Origin of the sequence: Aeromonas sp. 61P (assembly GCF_051919545.1) — a bacterium.
Lineage (GTDB): Bacteria > Pseudomonadota > Gammaproteobacteria > Enterobacterales > Aeromonadaceae > Aeromonas > Aeromonas veronii.
This window is the reverse complement of the sequence record NZ_JBQBEL010000001.1, coordinates 4,165,579-4,187,310: the sequence shown is the minus strand read 5'-3', so window position 1 is coordinate 4,187,310 and position 21,732 is coordinate 4,165,579. Positions and strand designations below refer to the sequence as shown.

Below are 21,732 nucleotides of genomic sequence, written 5' to 3'. Positions count from 1 at the left end.
TTTCATGAATGGTGACCTGACCACGAGAGCGGAATAACCTGATGAGATTCGATCTTCACTGCCATACCACTGCCTCCGACGGGGTGCTGAGCCCAGCCGAACTAGTGCGCCGCGCCGCCGAAAAACAGGTCGAGGTGTTAGCAGTTACTGACCACGACACCCTCGCCGGGCTTGATGAGGTGCGCCGCACCATCGAAGCCGAGCAACTGCCGCTGCGATTGGTGAGCGGGGTCGAGATCTCCACCGGCTGGGAGCATCACGAAATTCATATCGTGGCGCTGGGGGTGGATGAAAAAAATCCGCAGCTGACCGACTTTCTGGCCGGTCAGCTGGCCCGCCGAGAGGCGCGCGCGCTGGAAATCGGGCGTCGTCTGGAGAAGTGCCTCATCCCCGGCACCTATGAAGAGGCCAAACAGCTTGCCGGTGATGCTGCCGTGACCCGCGCCCACTTTGCCCGGGTGCTGGTGGCTCGCGGGGTAGCCGACAACATGCAGAAAGTATTCAAAAAGTACCTGAGCCGTGGCAATAAAGGGTATGCCCCGGCCGAGTGGCCCGAGATGAGCGAAGCCATCGCTGCCATTCACGCCGCCGGTGGGCTGGCGGTGCTGGCCCACCCCAGCCGTTACGATCTCACCGCCAAGTGGATCAAGCGGCTGCTGGTGGCCTTCAAGGCGGCCGGTGGCGATGCCATGGAGGTCTCATTGCCCCAGCAGAGCCCGCAAGAGCGGGCCAATCTGGGCCAGTGGGCCAAGGATCACGACCTCTATATCTCGGTGGGATCGGATTTTCACTTTCCCTCCAACTGGACCGAGCTGGGCCGCCATCTCTGGTTGCCCAAAGAGGGAATGCCCGTCTGGCTTGCCTATCCCGGTCACTTTGGGCTCACCACTGAGCAACATGCAGAGCTGCTGGCGAGCCGCTAACGGCGTCAGCGAAATAGGGAACAAACCGGGCAAGAGGGGATTCCCATAGTGTGGCTGGCCTATCCCGGTCACTTTGGGCTCACCACCAAACAGCATGCCGAGCTGCTGGCGAGCCGCTAACGGCGCCAGCGAAGTGGTCACAAACAGGTTAAGGTAGTGTCATGGGTCTTTGACCCGTGACCATACGAGCGGGCAGGTATTGCTGCCCCCATTGCGAGAACAAGCTATGAGTCAGCATTTTTACGTACATCCTGAAAACCCCCAGGCCCGACTGATCGGTCAGGCAGTACAGATCATCCAGAACGGCGGCGTGATCGTCTATCCGACCGACTCCGGTTATGCGCTGGGTTGCCAGATGGGTGACAAGGGCGCGCTGGAGCGCATCTGCCGCATCCGTCGCCTCGACGCCAACCACGACTTCACCCTGGTGTGTCGCGATCTCTCCGAGATCTCCACCTACGCCAAGGTCGACAACAGCGCGTTTCGCCTGATCAAGAACAACACCCCGGGCGCCTACACCTTCATCTTCAAGGCGACCAAAGAGGTGCCGCGCCGTCTGATGAACGAGAAGAAGAAGAGCATCGGCATCCGGGTACCGGACAACAAGATTGCTCAGGCGCTCTTGGAAGCACTCGGCGAGCCGCTGCTCTCCACCACATTGATCCTGCCGGACTCCGAGATGGCCGAGTTCGATCCGGAAGAGATCTTCGACAAGCTGGGCAAGCAGATCGATCTGGTGGTCAACGGGGGTTATCTGGGCGAGCAGCCCACGACTGTGGTCGATTTCTCTGACGACGAGCCGGTATTGCGTCGTCGCGGTGCCGGAGACCCGACCCCGTTTGAGTGATGTCGCTGAACCGGTGACAGTCCCTTCCGCCGAGACGGGGGCTGGCACCGCACTACCCATCGCGAAAGTCCTTGGGCAGCCCTATCACGAGCTGCCCCAGGACCTGTTCATCCCGCCCGATGCGCTGGAGGTGTTCCTCGATACCTTCGAGGGGCCGCTCGATCTGCTGCTCTATCTGATCCGGCGCCAGCAGCTCGATATCCTCAACCTGCCGATCCTTCAGATCACCGCCCAGTACATGGAGTACGTGGAGCTGATGCAGGGGCTCAACCTTGAGCTGGCGGCTGAATATCTGCTGATGGCAGCCTGGCTGGCGGAGATCAAATCCCGCCTGCTGCTGCCCAAGGCGCCGGAGCTGGAGGATGAAGAGGAGGGGGAAGACCCGCGGGTGACCCTGATCCGCCGCCTGCAGGAGTACGAGCGTTATAAGGTAGGTGCAGAGAAGGTCAATGAGCTGCCACGGGTGGAGCGAGAGATTTATATCGCAGCCGCCTTGCCCCCCGATTTTGGTGCCCTCAAGCCACTTGCGCCCGATGTTTCGCTGGTTGAGCTCGCCCTTTACATGCAAAGTGTGGTAAAACGCGCGACTCATTTCGAACATCACCAGATCCGCCGCGAACAGATCCCGACCCGGGTGCGCATGGCGGAGATCCTTGCCATGCTCACGCTGGGGCAGACCCTGCGCCTGGAGCAGGTGCTGCGCGCCGAAGAGGGGCGCATGGGGGTACTGGTGACGTTTCTGGCCCTGCTGGAGCTTTGCAAGGAGCAACTGATCTGGATCCTGCAGGCAGAACCACTCGGCCCAATTCATTTCGCATTGGCCGAGCAGAGCGAGGAGGGCAACCGTGGCGCTGCCCACTGAACGACTCAAGACCCTGATCGAAGCTGCGCTGTTTGTGGCCGGTCGTCCGCTCAATGTCAGCGAGCTGAAAAGCAGCGTGCTGGCCGATTATCCGGTGACCAGTCGCTATGTTCAGCTGCTGTTGGCCGAGATTAGGCAAGATTACAGCTCGCGAGGCGTCGAACTCAAAGAGGTCGCCTCCGGCTGGCGCTTTCAGGCGCGTCAGGAGTATGCCGAGGAGCTATCAAGGCTATGGAGCGAGCGAGCGCCGCGTTATTCGCGCGCCGTGATGGAGACGCTGACCCTGATCGCCTATCGCCAACCCATCACCCGGGCCGAGATCGAAGCGATCCGCGGGGTGGCGGTGTCGAGCCAGATAGTGAATACCCTGAAAGAGCGTGGCTGGGTGCGCAGCATCGGCCACAAAGAGGTGGCCGGTCGCCCCGAGCTGCTCGCCACCACCAAAGAGTTTCTGGATTACTTTAATCTGCAGAGTCTGGAGCAGCTCCCCGAGCTGGATCCGGAGCTGCAACCCCTGTTGCCCTCTGCGGTGGACGGGGAGAGCGATGCCCGGTGAATGGTGCCCAAGTGTGCCGATGTCACCGAGATATACATTTTTCAACTGTGGCAAAGGCTCCAACCGGCGTTTGTTACAGTTAACCCCGTTGCCCCTATTACCTGTGGGCAGCGATCAACAATCAGGTAACCCCGATGAGTGAAAAACTGCAAAAAGTGTTGGCCCGCGCGGGTCACGGCTCCCGTCGTGAGATGGAGGCCCTGATCACCGCAGGTCGGGTCAGTGTGGATGGCAAGGTCGCCACACTGGGGGATCGCGTCGAAGTGAACGCCGTGATCCGGGTGGATGGTCACCAGGTCAAGACCCGTGCCGCAGAGGAAGTGATCTGCCGCGTACTGGCTTACCACAAGCCGGAAGGGGAGATGTGTACCCGTCACGATCCGGAAGGTCGTCCCACCGTGTTTGATCGTCTGCCCAAGATGGAAGGTGCCCGCTGGATTGCGGTCGGCCGCCTCGACGTCAACACCTCAGGTCTGTTGTTGTTCACCACCGACGGTGAGCTGGCCAACCGTCTGATGCACCCGAGCCACGAAGTGGAACGGGAATACGCGGTACGTGTCTTTGGCGAAATCACCGAAGCCATGCTGCAGCGTCTGCGCAAGGGCGTGCAGCTGGAAGATGGCACCGCCAAGTTCAACAAGATCAAACCGGCTGGCGGTGAGGGTCTGAACCAGTGGTTCAACGTCACCCTGACCGAAGGTCGCAATCGTGAAGTGCGCCGCCTGTGGGAATCCCAGGAAGTGCAGGTGAGCCGCCTGATGCGTATCCGCTACGGCGACGTCAAGCTGGACCGCGGCATCCCGCGCGGCGGCTGGCAAGAGCTGAAACTGCCGGAAGTGAACTACCTGCGCGGTCTGGTCAACCTGCCGCCGGAGACCGAATCCAAAGTCGACCTGCAGCAGGATGGCAAAACCAGCCGTCACAAGCAGGCCGCCCAGATCCGTCGCGCCGTGCAGCGTCACAAAGAGATGCAGGGCAAAGAGCCGCGCGCTCGCGCCACCACCGCCCGTCGCAAGACGCAAGCCTCTACCCGCAACTCCGGTACCGGCAGCAAGTAAGCGCCGTTTGCCAGTGACGCACACTGATAGACGTGCAAACTTGCCCAAAAGCCCGTACCAACTGGTGCGGGCTTTTTTATATCCTTAACAATATAACTACCTGGCCAAATAAATATTTATTTGGGTTTTTATCAATAAGGCCGCTTATTTGTTGACCCAAACAGGAAAACGTTTTTCTTGTTTCGTGGTTATTTTTTGTGGCTCAGTTAACAGATAAACGATTCTTTTTTATTCACAACTCCGGATGGATTGGTGAATAATAGGTCAGGGTTCCAAGCGCAGCTTTTCATGCCGGATGCATGCGTTGCTTACGCTGGCAAATAAATCAATATAACTATTTCGGGTTGTTCAGGCTGATGATCTCTTTTCAATTGCGCCCTGTATTGGCAGGGGGCATGTTTTTATTATCACTTTTTTTTACTCTCTATCATTCTCCCTTATTGGCGGTATCACCTGCAGAGCAGCAAGAGATTCAGCAGCGCCAGCGCGCCTTGTTGGAAGAGGCGGCTCGTCAGCGCGAGGAGGTTGCTCGACCTCTGTCACTGCCAACTGAATCTACCGAACAAGTGCCACAAGCCCAAGGCCCCTGTTTCCAAGTGAGCAAGATTCACTTTGAGGGGGCGTCGCAGTTGTCTGCCAGCCAGCAAACCCGATTGGCGTCTCCTTACCTCAATAGCTGCATGGGGCTCATCCACATCAATGCCCTTATTCGCGATGTCAGTCAGTGGTATCTGGCGGCCGGCTTCGTCACCAGCCGAGCCTTTCTGCCTGAGCAGGATTTGGCGAAGGGGACGCTCACCATTGCGGTGCTCGAAGGGCGCATCGAAGCCATTGTGGTTAATGGCGAGCCGGATCCCATCACTCGTACCCTCTTCCCGGGCCTGGTCGGGCAGGTGCTCAATCTGCGTGATCTGGAGCAGGGGGTAGACCATCTTTCTCGCCTGCATTCGCTCTCTTATCAGCTTGATATCCAGCCGGGTCGTGCGCCTGGTCAATCCATCGTCAATTTGAAGGGCACCAAGGGTGTACCGCTACAAGGTGCGCTGGAGTTCGACAACAGTGGTCAGCAGAGCACAGGGGAGGAGCAGGGGAGAATTTCGTTGACTGCCGACAACCTGTTGTCACTGGCCGAGCAATGGACCCTGATGGCTGGCAGTAGCACTGATGGGCGAGCCAGCCACAACGCCACCAACTGGCAAGCCGGTTTCAGTTTGCCCTATGGCTACTGGTTGTTTGATGTCGGTTATCAATTTGGCGATTACCGCAACGATATCGACTCTCGCGGCTATGTCTATGAAAGCCGCGGTGATACCCGTACCACTACTGGCTCTGCCACGCGCACCCTCTATCGAGATGGGCAGAGCAAGATATCCGGTGTGCTGGGCGTGACTCATCGTCAGAGCCGCAACTTCATCATGGAACAGTTACTGGAAACCAGCAGCTACCAGCTCTCGTCCCTGCGGCTTGGCCTTAATCTGGCGACGCGAGTAGACCGTCATTTCTTCACCTTAAACCCTACCTTGACGCTCGGTACCGACTGGTTCGGAGCGGACCGCGACCGTGGCCGCTCGGCTTTGTGGCCGCAGGCCCAGTTTGAGAAATGGGGGCTGTTTGGCAGCTACAGCACGGCAGGTGGTCAGTGGGGATGGCTCTCGACCTTCAATGCCCAATGGACGCCTGACCGGCTCTATAGCGTGGAGCGTTTGTCGCTGGGCGGCGAGGCATCGGTGCGCGGGTTCAAAGAGCAGAGTATCAGCGGGGATGTGGGCGGATACCTTCGAAACGAGCTGAGTTGGCAAGGAACTACCCCGACCTGGCTCGGTCAATGGCGTACCTGGCTGGCGCTGGATATGGGGCAAGTGGACATGGGCAATCAGGGGGATGAGTGGCGTGGCATGGTGGGCACCGCCGTGGGGTGGGAGCAACGCTATCGCCACTTTACCGGCAACGTCAGCGTGGGCTTTCCGTTAAGCGCCCCCGCCTGGCTCAATGCAGATCCCTGGGTGCTCTACTACCGGGCGAGTGTGGCGTTCTAGCAATAGGATGGCGATGCGTCGAGCGTCGCGAGATGGCAATCAAGACGTGAATGGACGATTGAAGATGGTTGAGATGGATGCAAGCGCAATGAAGAAGCAAGGTGAACCGCGGTTTTCTCTGGTATGTCGGGCCGTGGTGTATCAGCTATGTGCATTGTTGGCACTGCAACCTGCCCACCCGGCATTTGCTGAAGGCATTGCGGTGGCGACCGGTAATACCACCCTCAATCAGGCCGGTAACGGAGTGCCCATCGTCGACATTGCCACCCCCAACGGCGCCGGGTTATCGCACAACCTCTATCAGGATTTCAACGTTGGCCAGGCGGGCGTCATCCTCAATAATGCCACCGGACAGCTGACCCAAACCCAGCTGGGTGGGCTTATTCAAAACAACCCCCACCTCAATGGTCAAGCGGCCAATCTCATCATCAACGAAGTGGTGGGTGCCAACCCGTCGCAGTTGCAAGGCTATCTGGAAGTGGCTGGTCCGCAGGCTGGTGTGGTGGTGGCCAACCCCAATGGCCTCACCTGTGATGGCTGCGGTTTCATCAATACCCCCAATGTGACGCTCTCGACCGGCAAGCCGGTGCTGGATGCACAAGGCCAGTTGCAGGCCCTCGATGTGAAACAGGGGACCCTGACCGTAGGTGGCAAGGGACTGGATGCGACCAGACAGGCATCGGTCGACTTGGTGGCGCGCGCCGTCCAGCTTAATGGCGCACTGCATGGCCAGACCGTCAATGTGGTGGCGGGGGCCAACAAGGTTGACCGCCAGACTGGGGAAATCGTTGCTCAGGCTGGCAATGGCCCGGCTCCAGAAGTGGCCATCGACACAGCCGCGCTGGGCGGCATGTACGCGGGCAAAATCCGGCTGGTCTCGACCGAACAAGGGGTGGGGGTCAATCTGGCCAACGTGGTGGCCAAACAAGGGGATTTGACCCTTGATGCCAATGGCCGCGTGCGGCTGCGTGACAGCAGCAGTGCCGGCAACCTGCAGGTCAGCAGTCAGGGTGATCTGGCGGTAACGGGGGCTATCCACAGCGGTGGTGCAGCGAAGCTGGCTGCTGGCGATGAGTTGACGGCGCAAGATGCCGATATCGCGGCAAAAGGCGATGCCACGTTGAAGGCGCGTGCACAACAGTTGCAGCGAACCAAGGTCAGCAGCGGTGGCACCTTGGCGCTGCAGGCGAACGATGCTCTGGTGGTACGAGAAGGCGAGTTGCAGGGTGAGATACTCCATGTCACGGCGCAACAGTTGGATACCCAGTCGGCATTGACTGCAAAGGAAGTAACTCTACAGGCGGAGCAGCTGCGCCAAGCGGGCAATGTTCAAGGAACCTCAGTGCGGTTGGCAGCGGGCGCGCTGCGTCATGAGGGTACGACCCAGGCAGCGCAGAACCTGACTATCGATACGACGACGTTGGATAACCAGGGAGCGTTGAAGAGTGGGCAAGCGATGAGCGTCGTGCTCAGGGAGCGAGGCCATAACTCCGGCGAGCTGAGTGCGGGCAACAACCTGGCGATACAAGCCGGTACGCGCTGGGAGCAGGGAGATCAGGGTAAAAGTCACGCAGGTCAGCGCATGCAGCTGCAGGCTCAGCAGGTGAGCCTTGGGGGGGGCGTTGGTGCTCCGACGCTGGATGTTAACGCTAATGAGCTGACCGTGGCGGGCAAGGTGAAGGGCAACGCAGTGCAGTTGCAGGCGGGTGTGCTGACCAACCGGGGCGAGGTGCAGGCAGGGCAGACCCTGAACTGGCAGGGTAGCCGACTGACCAACAGCGGCACCCTGCAAGGGGACAAACAACTGGTGCTCAAGGGGGATGCCTTGCAGAACCAAGGCTCTCTGGCGGGAGGCGACAGCCTGACGTTGCAGGCCGATACCCTCGACAACGAGGGGCGTATCGCCAGTCAGCTGGCGACGCTGGCCGGTCGTCAGCTGCGCAGCAGTGGCACCTTGCTTGGGGTCTCCCGGCTGATTCTCAAAGGGGATGAACTGGCCCTGACAGGGCAGCAGCTGACCGACGGTGAACTGGAGCTGGGCAGCCGGTTGCTGCAGTTGAGCGGCCAAAGTCTGGTCGGTGGCCAGGCCCGGGTGACGGCCGAGACAGGTAACTTCGATGGTGTACTGAAGGCGCAGTCGTTGGTGCTGGCAGTCAAGGAGGCTACGAGCGAGGGCAAGCTGCACAGTCGGGAAGGTATTGCGTGGGGAGGGCAACGGTTTGCGACGGGGAGTGCGAGCGAGCTGCTGGCCAACCAGGGCGTGAGTCTGAGCGGCGACCAGCTGGCACTGGGTGGTACGGTTGGTGCGGGCCAGGATATGGCCATCAAGGGCAAGCAGGTCACGCAACATGGTCAGCTTGCCAGTGGCCAGGGGATGAAGGTCGATGCCGATGAGCTGGCGTTGGCCGGGCTGGTGCAAGGGCGTGCAATTACCCTGACCAGTGAGCGTGCTACCCAGCAGGGGCGCATCTTGGCCACCGATGCGCTGAACTGGCACAGCAAGCAGCTGGATGGCAATGGCTGGCTGCAGGCCGGCCAGGCCCTGAATTTGAACGGGGAGCGGCTGACCCACAGCGGTACGGCAGTGACGGCTGGCAAGCTGGCGCTCACATTTGCCGAACTGAACAGCACGGGTGGCCTGTTTGCCGATGAAGTGGCGGTGACGGGGTCCCGCCTGCTGTTGAAGGGGGCGCTGGAAAGCAAGTCATCCGCGCAGATAACGGCCGACGAATTACAACTGGGTGGGGAGCTGCGCACCGGGGCTGACCTGGCACTGGGGGTGACCTTGTTGACTCTGTCCGGGAGTCAGCATGTTGGTGGCAACCTGCAACTGCAGGCCGAGCAGGCCGATGTGAGCGGAGAGCTGGAAGTCGGCAAGCAGCTCAAGCTGGATGCCAAGACGCTTGCCAGCAGTGGCAAGCTGCTGGCAAGCCAGGCTGATATTGCGGCGGTCAACTGGCAACAGCGTGGAGAATTGACCACCGACAATGCGCTGGTCTGGCGTGGCGACAAGCTGACTCAGGAGGCTGGCGGCGCCCTGCGCGCCGGTGGCGTGCTGAACCTGAGCGGTGATGACATCACCCTGGCCGGGGATGTGGCTGCCAAAGGTGATGTGGCAGTGGTGGCCAATGCGTACCAGCAACAGGGGGCCATGAATGCGGCCCAGGGGCTGCGTATCGATGCGACCAGGCTACAACTGGATGGCACTACCCAGGCGAAGGCGGCGCAGTTGCATAGCCAGGTGGGAAGCAGTCGTGGTCAGCATTTGATAGGTCAGCAGCTCAACTGGCTGAGCGACACCCTGGTCAACCAGGGGTGGCTGCAAGCAGGGGAGAGTCTCGCGCTGGCAGGGCGTACGCTTGATAACGAAGGCACGGTCATCGCTGGTGGCGACCACCAACTCAACGCCACGGAGCGCCTCACCAATCAGGGCAACCTGGCAGGCAAGACACTTTCTCTGACAACCAAAGAGCTGCAAAACGGCGGGCTGTTGCAGGGTAAACAGGGTATTACGCTGCAGGCGGCAGAGGCCACCTTGACTGGGCGCTTGGCCAGTCAGGGGGCGGTCCAGCTAGGGGCAAAACTGCTGGCGCTGGGTGGCAATGCAAACATCGGTGGTGCCCTTACCCTGCGGGGGGATACGCAGCAGCTTGCTGGCGTCTGGCGGGTTGGCGGGTTGCTGCAAAGTACCGGTAAACAACTGACGTTGGCTGGTGACTGGCAAGCGGGGCAATGGCAATTGCAAGCTGATGCGCTCACCAACAAGGGGCGGCTGGCCAGCGAACAGGCAGCCAATTTTAAGGTGACAGAGTGGCACAACGAGCAGGGTGCCACCCTGGTTGCCGCGGGACCGTTGAACCTGACTGGCCAGCGCTTGTTGCAACAAGGGCGCTGGCTGGGTAATGGCAGCCAAACCCTGATGGTTGACGAGATAACCCAGCAAGGTCAGTGGCTGGGTGACGGTGCCTTGCAGGTGAAAGGGAGTAAGCTGGTTAACAGCGGCACCTTGCGGGCCGCCGGTCTTGATTTGACCGTGAATGAGCTTGAAAACCGAAGCCGGATGGAGAGCAGCGGTGAGTTTAACTGGCTGGGGGGGCAGTGGCGCAATCTGGGCGCGCTGTTGGCCGGGCATGCCACGCTGACGGGCGATACCTTGCTCAACAGCGGGGATGTGGGTACCCGTCAATTGACCATGAAGGCGGCCACCCGTCTGGACAACCGCGGTGTATTGGTTGGCAAGGAGGGGATAAACCTAGCGGCGGCGACCCTGAACTCGCAGGGTGACATGCTGAGTAATGGTCCCATGCAGTTGGGGGCCTCACTTCTGAATCTGAATGGCCTGACCCAGGCCGACGGTGAGCTCGTTGTGACGGCGGAGCAGGCAGCGCTGGCCGGCAACCTGGCTGCCGACCAACTGCAGTGGCGCGGCAAAACGCTGGTGATGTCGGGCACGGTGGCCGCGCGAGATGTCACCTTGAGTGGTGAACAAGTGACGCTGGATGGCACCCTCAAAGGGGACCATCAGCAGGTGACGGCGACCACCCTCACTACCGGCCAGCAGAGTCAATTGTTGGCCAAAACAGGGCAACAGCTGACGGCTGGCCAGATGACGCTGCAGGGCAGTGCGGTAGCGGGAGGGGCCCAGCGCATCGAAGCCACCCTGTTGTCACAACAGGGGATATTGGCCAGCGGTGGCTCACTGTCACTGCAGGTCGCCGATACCCTGCGCAATGATGGTAAGGTGTCGGCGCAAGCGATAACGTTGACGGCGGCACACATTGACAACGGTGGTGCGCTGGTCAGCAAGGACGCACTGAACCTGAAGACTGGCACCCTGACGAACCGGGGCCACTGGCAATCGGACCAGGGCATCACCTTGACGGCCAACCGGCTGCTCAACAGCGGTCAGTGGGTCAGCGGCCTGGGCCAGACATTGACACTGGATGCACTGGATAACAGCGGAACGTTGCTTGCCGGTGCTGACCTTACCATCAACGCTCCCCAGCTGAGCAGCAGCGGCAAGCTGTTGGCCAATAAAGACCTTGTTCTGAATACCAACGAAGCCACGCTGGGCAGTGGCAGCACCACAGCCAGCAATGGCCAGTTGCAACTCCATGCGGGCACATTGACCAGCCAGGGGACACTCTCATCGGCGGGGGATCTGAGCTGGCAAGGCGCGAATTTGGCGCACAGCGGCAGTGCCGTGACCAATGGCGCGCTGACGCTGCAGGGTGAGTCCGTCACCCTGGACGGTGACCTGCAAGGGGAGCGGGTGTTGCTGGACTCCGGCACACTGACCAGTCGCGGCAAGCTGACCAGCCGTGGCGACCTGGCGGTCAATGCCCGTGATGCGGTGCAGCACCATGGCCAACTGCAAGGCAATCAGGTTGTGCTGCGCAGTGCCAGCTGGCAGGGAAGCGGTGGCGTCGGCAGTGGCGGCGCACTTGAGCTACGTACCGGCCAGCTGCAACTGGCCGGTCCGTGGCGAATTCGTGGTGAGGCAGACATTCAGGCCGATACCATGACGCTGGGGGGCTCGCTGGTGAGTGGCGGCAACCTGACGCTTACCAGTCGGGGGGCATTGACCAGTCAGGCGGACAGCCAGCTAGTGTCTGGTGGAGCACTGTCCCTTGATGGCGCTATCCTGACGCAACAAGGGTTGTGGCAGTCGGCGCGTGGCATGAACCTCAAGGGCTCACGGTTCGAGCAGCAGGGTGACTTGCTGGCTGGCGGTGACCTGCGCTTGCGCAGCGGCTATTGGCAACAAGGTGGCAAGACCCGGGCAAACGGGGGACTGAACGCCGAGCTGACCGAGGGGGCGACCCTTGCAGGCACAGTACAGGCCGATGGCAATGCAACCCTCTCGGCGCCCGCGCTCACCCTCAAGGGGACCCTGGCCGCCAAAGGCAACGTGGCGCTTAGTGCCAATACCCTGATAAGCCAGCTCGGCAACTTGCTGAGCGGCGGCGAACTGGCCATGAATACCGCTCTCATCGAGCAGCAGGGCCGTGTTGAAACGACTCGTCTGCAAAGCGGCGGTGCGCTGCAAAATGATGGGGTGATCTTGGTTACCGGCCAGGGCAGCATCAGCGGTGCGCGGCTGGATAACCGGGGCACCCTGCAGGGGGATGGCCTCACCATCAGCAGTCGCCAGCTCGACAATCGTGGTGCCTTGCTGGGCAATACCCTGACACTGACCCATGACACCCTGCTCAACCGGGGGCGGGTACAGGGCGGCACGCTGAACCTGACGACTCGGCAACTGGATAACAGCCAGGGGGCCGTTCTGCGCGGCCAGCATGTGGGGGACATCACTGCCACAACGCTGACCAACGCTGGTGAGCTCTCCTCGGCCGGCCAACTTTTACTCAAGGGCAGCCAGCTCGACAACAGTGGTCTCATCAGTGCCAATTTACTGGAGGCCTCGCCACTGGCGCGGCTGGCCAACAGCGGCACCCTGTTTGGACAACAGCTGACCCTGCGCAGCGGCGAACTATATGCACCGGGCAAGATACTGGCGGGGCAGAAGGCGACGCTGGATGCGGGTCGGGTAACGGGCATCGGTGAATGGCTCTCTGGCGGGGACCTGGCACTCAAGGTGGGTTCATCGATGACCAGCCAGGGCATCCTCAGCGCCAAGGGGTCGTTGGACCTGCAGGTGCAGGGGGACTGGCAACATCAGGGGCAGTGGGGGGCAGGCCAGCGTTTCAATGCGGGCGTCACCGGTCAGCTTAATAACCGCGGTGCGTTGGTGAGCAATGGTGTCATGCAACTGGGTGCCCAGCGGCTGGAGAACAGCGGCAGTGTGCAGAGTGGGCAAGGGCTGACGCTCAATACGCAGGGTGATCTGCGCAACACCGGTATGCTGGCCAGCCTAGGCGACCTGGGGTGGCAGGGTGAGTCGCTGTTTAATGGCGGGACTGTATATAGCGGTGGCAACCAGAAATTGACGGCAAATAGCAATCTGACCAATGAGGGCGGCACGCTATTTGCTGAGCATAATATCACCTTGAGGCAGGGCACTACGGGAGGGCATTTAAATAACGAGGGAGGTACGATAGAGGCTGCAACGGGGGACTTAATCGTTGATATAACCAACGTGACCAATAAAGCTACGTCGGTGAATGTGACCCAGTCAACAGTAGACTATCGAGAACATATCCCGGGGCAAGGTGCGAGAGTCATATACGTACCAACACATACAAGTCAGCTTTCGGCTCGTCAGCCTTGCAGTGGAGCCCAGGGTGGATCCTGCGTGTACTTTATACCCCGCGATTGGGGAAACAAAACGTTCGTTATTAAAGAGGATAAGCTAAATGCAGAGGTGATGGGCCGAGGTCGCATGCTCGCTGGTCGTGATATCGCAATTAATGCCACGCAATTAACAAATGATGCGGGAACCATTGCAGCAACAAAAAATATAAGTTTGATAGCCAATACTCTTGTCAACCGCAGTTATCAAACAGGGACAGTCAAAGAGATATATGAATACGAATTTATAGGCGATGACAATCCTTATCGAGTGTATGCGTACTCGTCAGGTTTACGCCCAGGTGAGTCAGGTTTCGTGTCACTTGCATATGGATTTAAAGGTGCTCGTTCCGAGAGGGGTGATGGTGTATCTCATTCATCCCTTATATCGGCAGGCGATAACCTAACCGGCACCGTTGCCGGGATGATCGATAACGTCACGATCAAAGCCCATGCTGGACCGGTCAGCAGCACCACCGAACGCCCCTCCATCTCCTTGCCGCAAGCACAGGGTGCGGGTACCGCCCCCGGTTTACAGGGCGATGCCCAATACTTGGCGCAGCAGCTAAAACCCGTCGGCCCGGACAACGGCGTGCCCTTGCCTGACTTTCAGTTGCCCAATGGCGACAAGGGGCTCTTTACCATTAACGGCAATAGCGACAGTCCCTACCTGATTGAAGTCAACCCGCTGCTGGCCAATCTGGGTCAGGCCGGTAACGGTATGATGGATCGCATTGATGCTGCGCTTCAGCAGCAGTTGCAGGGGGCTGGACCGCTCTCCTTCGAGGCGGTTTCAGGCAGTGGTGGCGTTGCTCAGGTTACAGATCATGGAACGGACTGGACGCTGCCGGGCCGTACAAGTGGCGGGTTCAACGCCCCTGATCTGCAGTTGCCAAGCGGAATGACACCGTCAAACAGTGGTCATGTCACCACAGCAGGTCAGTGGCAACAGAGCTTGCAACCGGGTTGGCAAGCGCCGGTGGTCTCGGCCGTAGCGGTAACGGCGCCTGGCCCGGTGCAAACCGGCCAGCAAACGGTGCCTGCGCTGGCGACCCAGCCACAGATTGAAACCAGCCCGACTCTGACCCAGGTCGATAAATTCCTCGGCTCCAGTTACTTCTTCGGGCAGGTAAATTTTGCGCCAGAAAAAGATATCAAGCTGCTCGGTGATGCCGCCTTCGATACCCGTGTTATCCGCGATGCGGTGCTGGCGCAAACGGGCCGCCGCTTTATCAATGGCGAGATGGGCTCTGATTTGGCCCAGATGCGCTGGCTGATTGATAACGCGGCGCAAAACCGCCGTGATCTGGGTCTGACCCCGGGGGTAACGTTAAGTGCCGCTCAGGTTGCCCAGCTTGGCCGCAGCATGGTGTGGTGGGAGCCGGTCTGGTTCAACGGCCAGATTGTGCTCGCGCCCAAGCTCTATCTGACCGAGGCCGACAAGCGCCATCTCTCAGGTAGCGTAATTACTGCTGCCAATATCGATCTCACTGCTGGTGGCATCAACAATAGCGGCACTCTGTTGGCCGATGGCACACTCTCGCTCAAGAGCGGCACAACCCTGGTCAACCAGGGCCAAATCCAGGCTGGCGGTCGACTTGAGCTGCTCGCCAAGGGGGATATCCTCAATCAGAGCCTTATCAAGGGTGGAAAGGTCGCCATTGCATCGCTGGATGGTTCGGTGCGCAATGAAACCCGGACGGCCCAGCGTCATGTGGATGTCAACGGCATTCTCTCCGATGTCTTGAGCGACCAGACCCGCTTTAGCCGCACCGATATCGGCGATATCGCCCGCATTGAATCGGCTGGTAACCTGATGTTGCAGGCAGGGCTGGATATTTCGCTGTCGGCCAGTAACCTGCTGTCTGGGCTGGATATGACCCTCAATGCAGGGAGGGATATCACCATTGGCAGTCTGGAAGATAGACGCAAGTGGGAAGAGGGTAATAGCCGTTTCTCCCGAGTCGAGCAGTTGATGAGCGAGCTCAATGCCACTGGCAATCTCTCCCTCACTGCAGGCAATGACCTGAGTCTGGTTGCCTCAACGGCTGAAGCCAAGGGCGATGTGAGCCTGAGTGCAGGCAATAACCTGGTTCTGGCCAGCGAAGCGAACCAGACCAGTGATGATGTGCACCAAGGTAAAAAACACACCATCGACCGCACTATCACCCAAATCGGCACCACTGTCTCTGGTGATAACGTGAGTCTGAGTGCAGGCAACAACTTGCTGGCCCAGGCCAGCACCATCGAGGCACAAGGCAAGGCCAGCCTGCAAGCAGGTGGTGAACTGCAACTGCTTACGGCTGACAACGAGGCCTATCACTTCGAGAAGAGCAAGACCAAAAACACCTTCAAGTCAAAAAGTACCGAGATAGAGCAGAAGGATGTGACGGCACAGGGTACTACCATCACTGCCGGTGGCAACGTGAGCCTCGCCAGCCAGGGGGACATGACCCTCAAGGGCAGCGATATCAAAGCCGCAGACAGCCTTGCCATTGACACTGACGGTCAACTCAAGCTCCTGACCGCAACCGACGAGCACTTCTACCGCAAGGATGAGAAGAAGAGCGGTGTGATGGTGAAGATGTCCGGCAATGGCACCAACAGTACCATCGAGCGTCAGAACCAGCTGGACGGGGCTGATATCAATATCAGCGCGGGCCAGGGTGTATTGCTGCAAGTGGGTCAGCGTGAGGGTGAAACCTTGCAAGCTCGACTCGATACACTGGCAGCTCAGCCAGGAATGGCCTGGGTTGAGCAGGTTCGCGCTATGCCAGGTGTGAAGATGGAGGCGGTGCAAGAGGCTTATGAGCAGTGGAACTACAGCCAACAAAGTCTGAGTCCAATTGCGTCCTCAATTATTGCCATCGCCTTGGCTGTTGCAACCGGAGGGGCGGGAGCAGCAGCACTGGGGGCAGCTCAAGGGACAGCCACAGCTGCCATGGCCAATGCAGCGTTCAGCACCCTGGTTAGCCAAGCAACTATCTCCACCATTAACAATGGCGGAAATCTGGGAGCGGTACTCAAAGAGCTGGGCAGCAGTGCCAGCGTCAAGCAGTTAGCGACCTCGGTGGCAACGGCAGGGGCGCTACAGGGACTGGACAAAGCGATGGGATGGGCGAGTGCTGCACCAGCGGCCAGCAATGCCGCCAGCCAGCCTGCGGCCTCCAATCTGTTCTCCTGGGATACCTTCAACCGAGTGACCAGTCACTCGGTCGTGACCGCAGGGATTAACACCACCATCAATGGCTCCCACTTTGCGGATGCCTTTAAAGCCAGCCTGTTGTCCAATATTCAGGGGGAAGTGGGTAAAGCCACGGCCAACTGGATAGGGGATCAAGGCATTAAATTTGATGCTGCTAACAGCCCGTTGGCAGAGGCAGGAAAAATCGCTGCCCATGGGGTGACCAGCGGCGCCATTGCCGAGATTACTGGCGGCAAGTTTGCGGCGGGAGCGGCAGGCGGCGCTATGTCAGAGCTGGCCAGTAACTGGAGTCTAGGGGCCTTTGGCGGCAACGAGGAGTATCAGGTTGCCCTCAACAAGGTGTTGGGTGGCCTTGCAGCAGCGGCAGTTACTGGCGATGCTGCTGATTTCGATACCGGTGCTGAGCGGGCGGAGACGGTGTATCGTTACAATAGTCTCCAGCATATGTTTAATTTAGCTGCTGAAGCGAAGATGGCCGATGTGAATAAAGGACTTGAACCCATAATTAAAAAGGCTGATGAAGAGGCTAAGAAAGAAACGCTAAAGGAAACACTTAAAACAAGTACCTATATTGTCGGTGCCGCATATTTTGGACCTGCAGCAGCAGTCGAGAGTGTTTTCGCAGGATCATCAATATCAACTATGGCTAATGCAGCATATCAGTGGTATGACCTTAGTCGGCCTGGCAATGAAAATAAATCTTGGGATTATTGGGGAAGTGCTAATGCAGCAGTTACAGGAGCGTTGGCCCCTGGTAGAGGTATAAAGGAAAATATAGGTATAGCTATTGGCTCATCTCTGATTTTAGATGATTTTAGTATTGATAAGGCTGGTGTTTCCGGGGTCGGAGCTGCCTTGGGGGGCGCATATGGAAAGTATATGCCTGGGCTTTCGAATAAGATCCTAAAGGGAGACAAAATTCCAGGGTTTGTTTTTGAAACGACAGGCAGTCTTGGTGGTGAGTTTTTTACTGGGTACTCTAATAAGTTGCTTTTAGAGAGAGTTGAAAAAAAAGAGGTTATGAAATGAAGTATTATCTTGGGTTATGGCTTTACTCATGTTTTTTTTGTGTCCTTTTATGTTTTTTGATCGGAGGGGTAAGCTCCATCTTTTTTTATTTTAAAGAAGGCGAGCTTCTTGTTCCTAAAGGAGAGGTTGAACGGGGTGTTATATTTGGATTTATAGCGGGAACATCGATATCAATATATGTTTTTGTTGTCTCTCTCTTTAAAAAAAGTGAAAAAAAAGAGTGAGGTAAAGTATATGTGAGTTTTGAAACAAACAAATAACAGACTGGTTAGATAAGTATGGTAGGAGATAATCTGGAGATAATCTGGGACACCCACCTTTTTGACAGAGGCGTAGTGCTGTTGTTGACTTGAGAGGTCACCGTTGAGGGATGTGCCATGACCATTGCCCGTTCACGTCAAATCAGCTTGCAGGATACGCCTTACTACCACGTGGTCAGTCGCTGTGTGCGGCGAGCTTTTCTGTGCGGAGAGGATTCCCACTCCGGCCAGAGTTATGAGCATCGACGCCAATGGGTGGTCGACAAGTTGGGGCAACTGTCGCGGCTGTTTGCTATCGGCATTTGTGCCTACGCGGTGATGAGCAATCACTATCATCTGGTGCTCAAGGTGGAGCCAGATACTGCGGCCAACTGGAGTGAGCGGGAGGTGGCTGAGCGCTGGGCGGCGCTTTTCCAGTGGCCGAATTTGGTCAGGCGTTGGTATCAGGGGGAGATGTTGATCGAGCCTGAACTGGCTGTTGTGCAGCAATTGCTTACCCAATGGCGAGAGCGGCTTCACTCCATCAGCTGGTTTATTCGGCTACTCAATGAAAATCTGGCCCGTCAGGCCAATCAGGAAGATAGTTGCAAGGGCCATTTCTGGGAGGGCCGCTTCAAGAGTCAGGCTTTGCTCACCGAATCTGCCTTATTGGCCTGTATGGCGTATGTTGACCTCAATCCGATACGAGCCGCGTTGACCGATCGGCCAGAGCAGAGTGACTACACCAGTATCAAACAGCGCCTTGACGAGCCTGCTGCTCCTGAGGTTTTGCCACCACTGTTACTGCCGTTTCCAGCCAGGGGAAGCCTGAAGAACTGCCCTATTCCTTCACCGACTACCTGATGCTGGTTGATTGGACAGGCCGTGCTATTCGGCCCGACAAACGGGGTCATATTCCGGCTCAACTTGGACCCATTCTGGAACGGTTGGGCCTTGATGGTGTTCTCTGGTTGAAACAGGTGGCGCTATTCAGGCGACAAGGGATAAGAGTGGTGGGAGGCAGAGATCAATGCCAGCAGTTTGCCCGCCACTGTGGCCAGCGGCGATGCCATCAACCACAGATTTGATTGCTTTGCGTTTACCCTGCTGATAGCTCTGGGTATTGCACATAGTCCAGTAAATGGTTGTGCAGGGGCCGTTGCTTTCTAAACCTGAAAATTTCTCCTGCCAGCCGAGTTTTACATGCATCAGTTCGAATGCATACACCCTTATAATGCCTGCAAGCAGTTCGATAGTGGCTTGCTACAAAAGGTGGGTGTCCTAATTGTATCCTAATTGTACTATGCTGCAGCGTCTGCGCAAGGGAGTGCAGCTGGAAGATGGCACCGCCAAGTTCAACAAGATCAAACCGGCTGGCGGTGAGGGTCTGAACCAGTGGTTCAACGTCACCCTGACCGAAGGTCGCAACCGTGAAGTGCGCCGCCTGTGGGAATCCCAGGAAGTGCAGGTGAGCCGCCTGATGCGTATCCGCTACGGCGACGTCAAGCTGGACCGCGGCATCCCGCGCGGCGGCTGGCAAGAGCTGAAACTGCCGGAAGTGAACTACCTGCGCGGTCTGGTCAACCTGCCGCCGGAGACCGAATCCAAAGTCGACCTGCAGCAGGATGGCAAAACCAGCCGTCACAAGCAGGCCGCCCAGATCCGTCGCGCCGTGCAGCGTCACAAAGAGATGCAGGGCAAAGAGCCGCGCGCTCGCGCCACCACCGCCCGTCGCAAGCCGCAAGCCTCTACCCGCAACTCCGGCACCGGCAGCAAGTAAGCCGACAACCCGTTGCGAACTGCGCGCCGTCAAATAGCGCACAGTCGGCCAAGCAAAGGCCCGCACCAACTGGTGCGGGCCTTTTTCATCTCTAGCGGGTGACCTCCAGCTGCCGGCTGGCTCCGGTCATATGGCAATGATTGCTCTCACACTCCTCAGTTGGCCGGTGTCATCCACTCTTTGTTGAAGTCGCGGATAAACATCTCTCCCTCTTCATTGCGGGCGGTGACCAGATAGAAGGTGACGTTCTGGCGAAACAACGAGAGGCGGTAGAGGGCAGCGTTGTCCTCCTCCGAGAGGTTCTTTTTCGAGGTGTCGTTGATGGGCACCAGATCGACTTTGCCCTTTTTCAGCAGTTCGACACACTGGTTGAGGCGGTTGGTGGTTCTGACGACCAGCTTCTGCTCGATGGTCACCCGCTCGATAGCATCGGAGAACCACCCCTTGGGCACGCAGGCGGTTTTCTGCTGCCAGGGCGGGGATTCCAGTCCCTTCTTGTCGGGCGTGGTGTACCAGGACTGGATATCGAAGGCTATGGGGGTACTGAACAGCAGGGTGTTGCTGCGCTCGTTGGTCCAGGTAAAGGGGAAGGCGGCGATGGCGTTGCCCAGCTCGATGTTTTTAAGTCCTCTCGGCCAGGGCTGGTAGGAGACCCTCAGATCCGGGTGGCCTGCCGCTTTGAGAGTGGTGAGCACCTTGCTTGCCAGCTCGCCGCCATTGGCCAGCGTCGCTGAAGAGTAGGGGGGCAATTCGCCGGTGATAATTACCGCGCTCTGCACAGTGGCGGCCGGGAGCAGCGAAAGAGCAAACAGGGTGGCACGAAGGCGAAGGGACGAGCGGAGTCGATAAGTGGCAGAGGGCGTTACCGGATAACGGATGTGCATGGCGGGTGACCTCACCTCTATCGATTGCTGACAGCGTAGCGGTTTCGGCAGGGAAAAAACAGACTCGATAAATGCTACTGGTCGCGGTGTATGGCCCTTGAAGTTCCCTTTGGCGGGCGGAAGGGGCTGTGGCGGTTGCTCTGCTCCGGTGAGCTTGTTAGCCTGTGCGGCTCTGACAGAGGAGTGAACGATGAGCAAGGTACTTGATGAGCTGCTGGCGTTGCTGGCGCTGGAAAAAATCGAGGAGGGCCTGTTTCGGGGCCAGAGCCAGGATCTCGGTCTGCGGGCCGTGTTTGGCGGACAGGTAATGGGGCAGGCCTTGTCAGCCGCCAAGCAGACGGTCGAGACCGGCCGTCAGGTTCACAGTTTTCACTCCTACTTCCTGCGTCCGGGGGATGTGACCCGTCCCATCGTCTATGACGTGGAGAATATCCGTGACGGCCAGACCGTCTCCACCCGCCGGGTCAAGGCGATTCAGGGCGGCAAGCCCATCTTCTATCTCAACGCCTCATTTCAGGTGCCGGCCGATGGTTTCGAGCATCAGGCGCAGATGCCGACCGGCATCACCCCGCCGGAGGAGCTCAAGAGCGAGCTGGAGCTGGTGCGCCCTTACGAGAACCTGATCCCGGCCTCCCTGCGCGACAAGATCCTCTGCGAGCAGCCCATCGAGATGCGCCCGGTGACCCTGGTCGACCCTATTCGGCCGACGGTGCAGGACCCGGTGCGTCACGTCTGGTTCAAGGCCAACGGTCAGATGCCGGACGATCTGCGGGTGCACAAATACCTGCTGGCCTACGCCTCCGACTTCAACTTCCTGCTCACCTCGCTGCAGCCCCACGGGGTGTCGTACTGGGAGCCGGATATGCAGGTGGCCACCATCGATCACTCCATGTGGTTCCACCGGGATTTCCGCTTCGACGACTGGCTGCTCTACGTGGTAGACAGCCCGAGCGCCAGCAGCGGTCGCGGTCTGGTGCGCGGCCAGTTCTTTACCCGTGATGGCATGCTGGTGGCGAGCACCATGCAGGAGGGGGTGATCCGCCGTCGCGGCAGTTAAGGCCT

12 protein-coding genes and 1 pseudogene are annotated in these 21,732 nt (G+C 58.6%); 11 read left to right on the top strand and 2 right to left on the bottom strand.

Translation table 11 applies throughout. The features are described 5' to 3' along the window. Nucleotides 1-41: 41 nt before the first annotated feature. The 9 genes from rnm to ACTG2O_RS19395 all read left to right on the top strand — a co-directional run bounded on the left by rnm (nt 42) and on the right by ACTG2O_RS19395 (nt 18,870). The gene (gene rnm, locus ACTG2O_RS19435; RefSeq protein WP_139406105.1) at nt 42-923 is read left to right on the top strand and encodes an RNase RNM; all 882 of its coding nucleotides are present in this window, start codon (nt 42-44) and stop codon (nt 921-923) included. Nucleotides 924-1,149: 226 nt separating this feature from the next. Continuing rightward, nucleotides 1,150-1,770, top strand: coding sequence for an L-threonylcarbamoyladenylate synthase (locus ACTG2O_RS19430; RefSeq protein ID WP_005338129.1), 621 nt, complete (start codon nt 1,150-1,152; stop codon nt 1,768-1,770). Next, complete coding sequence (locus ACTG2O_RS19425; protein WP_019445651.1) at nt 1,763-2,632, top strand: segregation and condensation protein A; 870 nt, start codon at nt 1,763-1,765, stop codon at nt 2,630-2,632. The genes ACTG2O_RS19430 and ACTG2O_RS19425 overlap by 8 nt, the downstream gene beginning before the upstream one ends. Further along, nucleotides 2,616-3,188, top strand: a complete 573-nt coding sequence (scpB, locus tag ACTG2O_RS19420) for an SMC-Scp complex subunit ScpB (RefSeq protein ID WP_019445652.1) — start codon at nt 2,616-2,618, stop codon at nt 3,186-3,188. The genes ACTG2O_RS19425 and scpB overlap by 17 nt, the downstream gene beginning before the upstream one ends. Nucleotides 3,189-3,322: 134 nt before the next feature. Then, entirely contained in the window at nt 3,323-4,246 is a 924-nt protein-coding gene (gene rluB / locus ACTG2O_RS19415; RefSeq protein ID WP_439976502.1) for a 23S rRNA pseudouridine(2605) synthase RluB, read from the top strand. A 596-nt stretch (nt 4,247-4,842) separates the two neighbouring features. After that, nucleotides 4,843-6,282 carry a ShlB/FhaC/HecB family hemolysin secretion/activation protein gene (locus ACTG2O_RS19410; protein ID WP_192811948.1) on the top strand — a complete coding sequence of 480 codons (1,440 nt, stop codon included), beginning with the start codon at nt 4,843-4,845 and terminating at the stop codon, nt 6,280-6,282. Nucleotides 6,283-6,370: 88 nt separating this feature from the next. Then, nucleotides 6,371-17,767, top strand: a complete 11,397-nt coding sequence (locus ACTG2O_RS19405; RefSeq protein WP_439976501.1) for a two-partner secretion domain-containing protein — start codon at nt 6,371-6,373, stop codon at nt 17,765-17,767. Then, complete coding sequence (locus ACTG2O_RS19400; RefSeq protein WP_041201855.1) at nt 17,764-17,991, top strand: hypothetical protein; 228 nt, start codon at nt 17,764-17,766, stop codon at nt 17,989-17,991. Before ACTG2O_RS19405 ends, ACTG2O_RS19400 begins: the two co-directional genes overlap by 4 nt. A 153-nt stretch (nt 17,992-18,144) precedes the next feature. Then, entirely contained in the window at nt 18,145-18,870 is a 726-nt protein-coding gene (locus ACTG2O_RS19395; protein ID WP_439976500.1) for a transposase, read from the top strand. Between the two features lie 126 nt (nt 18,871-18,996). Here ACTG2O_RS19395 and ACTG2O_RS19390 read toward each other — a convergent pair whose 3' ends face one another. Further along, nucleotides 18,997-19,233 (bottom strand): hypothetical protein, encoded by a 237-nt coding sequence (locus ACTG2O_RS19390; RefSeq protein WP_192811949.1) that lies wholly within the window; start codon nt 19,231-19,233, stop codon nt 18,997-18,999. Between the two features lie 76 nt (nt 19,234-19,309). Between ACTG2O_RS19390 and ACTG2O_RS19385 the strand changes: the two are divergent. After that, nucleotides 19,310-19,786: pseudogene (locus tag ACTG2O_RS19385) on the top strand (23S rRNA pseudouridine(2605) synthase RluB); the annotation flags it as partial. A gap of 155 nt (nt 19,787-19,941) precedes the next feature. Here the strand turns inward: ACTG2O_RS19385 and ACTG2O_RS19380 are convergent. Next, nucleotides 19,942-20,670, bottom strand: a complete 729-nt coding sequence (locus ACTG2O_RS19380) for a transporter substrate-binding domain-containing protein (RefSeq protein WP_019445656.1) — start codon at nt 20,668-20,670, stop codon at nt 19,942-19,944. A 190-nt stretch (nt 20,671-20,860) separates the two neighbouring features. On the opposite strand from ACTG2O_RS19380, the gene tesB reads away from it, so the two are divergent. Continuing rightward, nucleotides 20,861-21,727 carry an acyl-CoA thioesterase II gene (gene tesB, locus ACTG2O_RS19375; protein ID WP_019445657.1) on the top strand — a complete coding sequence of 289 codons (867 nt, stop codon included), beginning with the start codon at nt 20,861-20,863 and terminating at the stop codon, nt 21,725-21,727. Nucleotides 21,728-21,732: the final 5 nt, after the last annotated feature.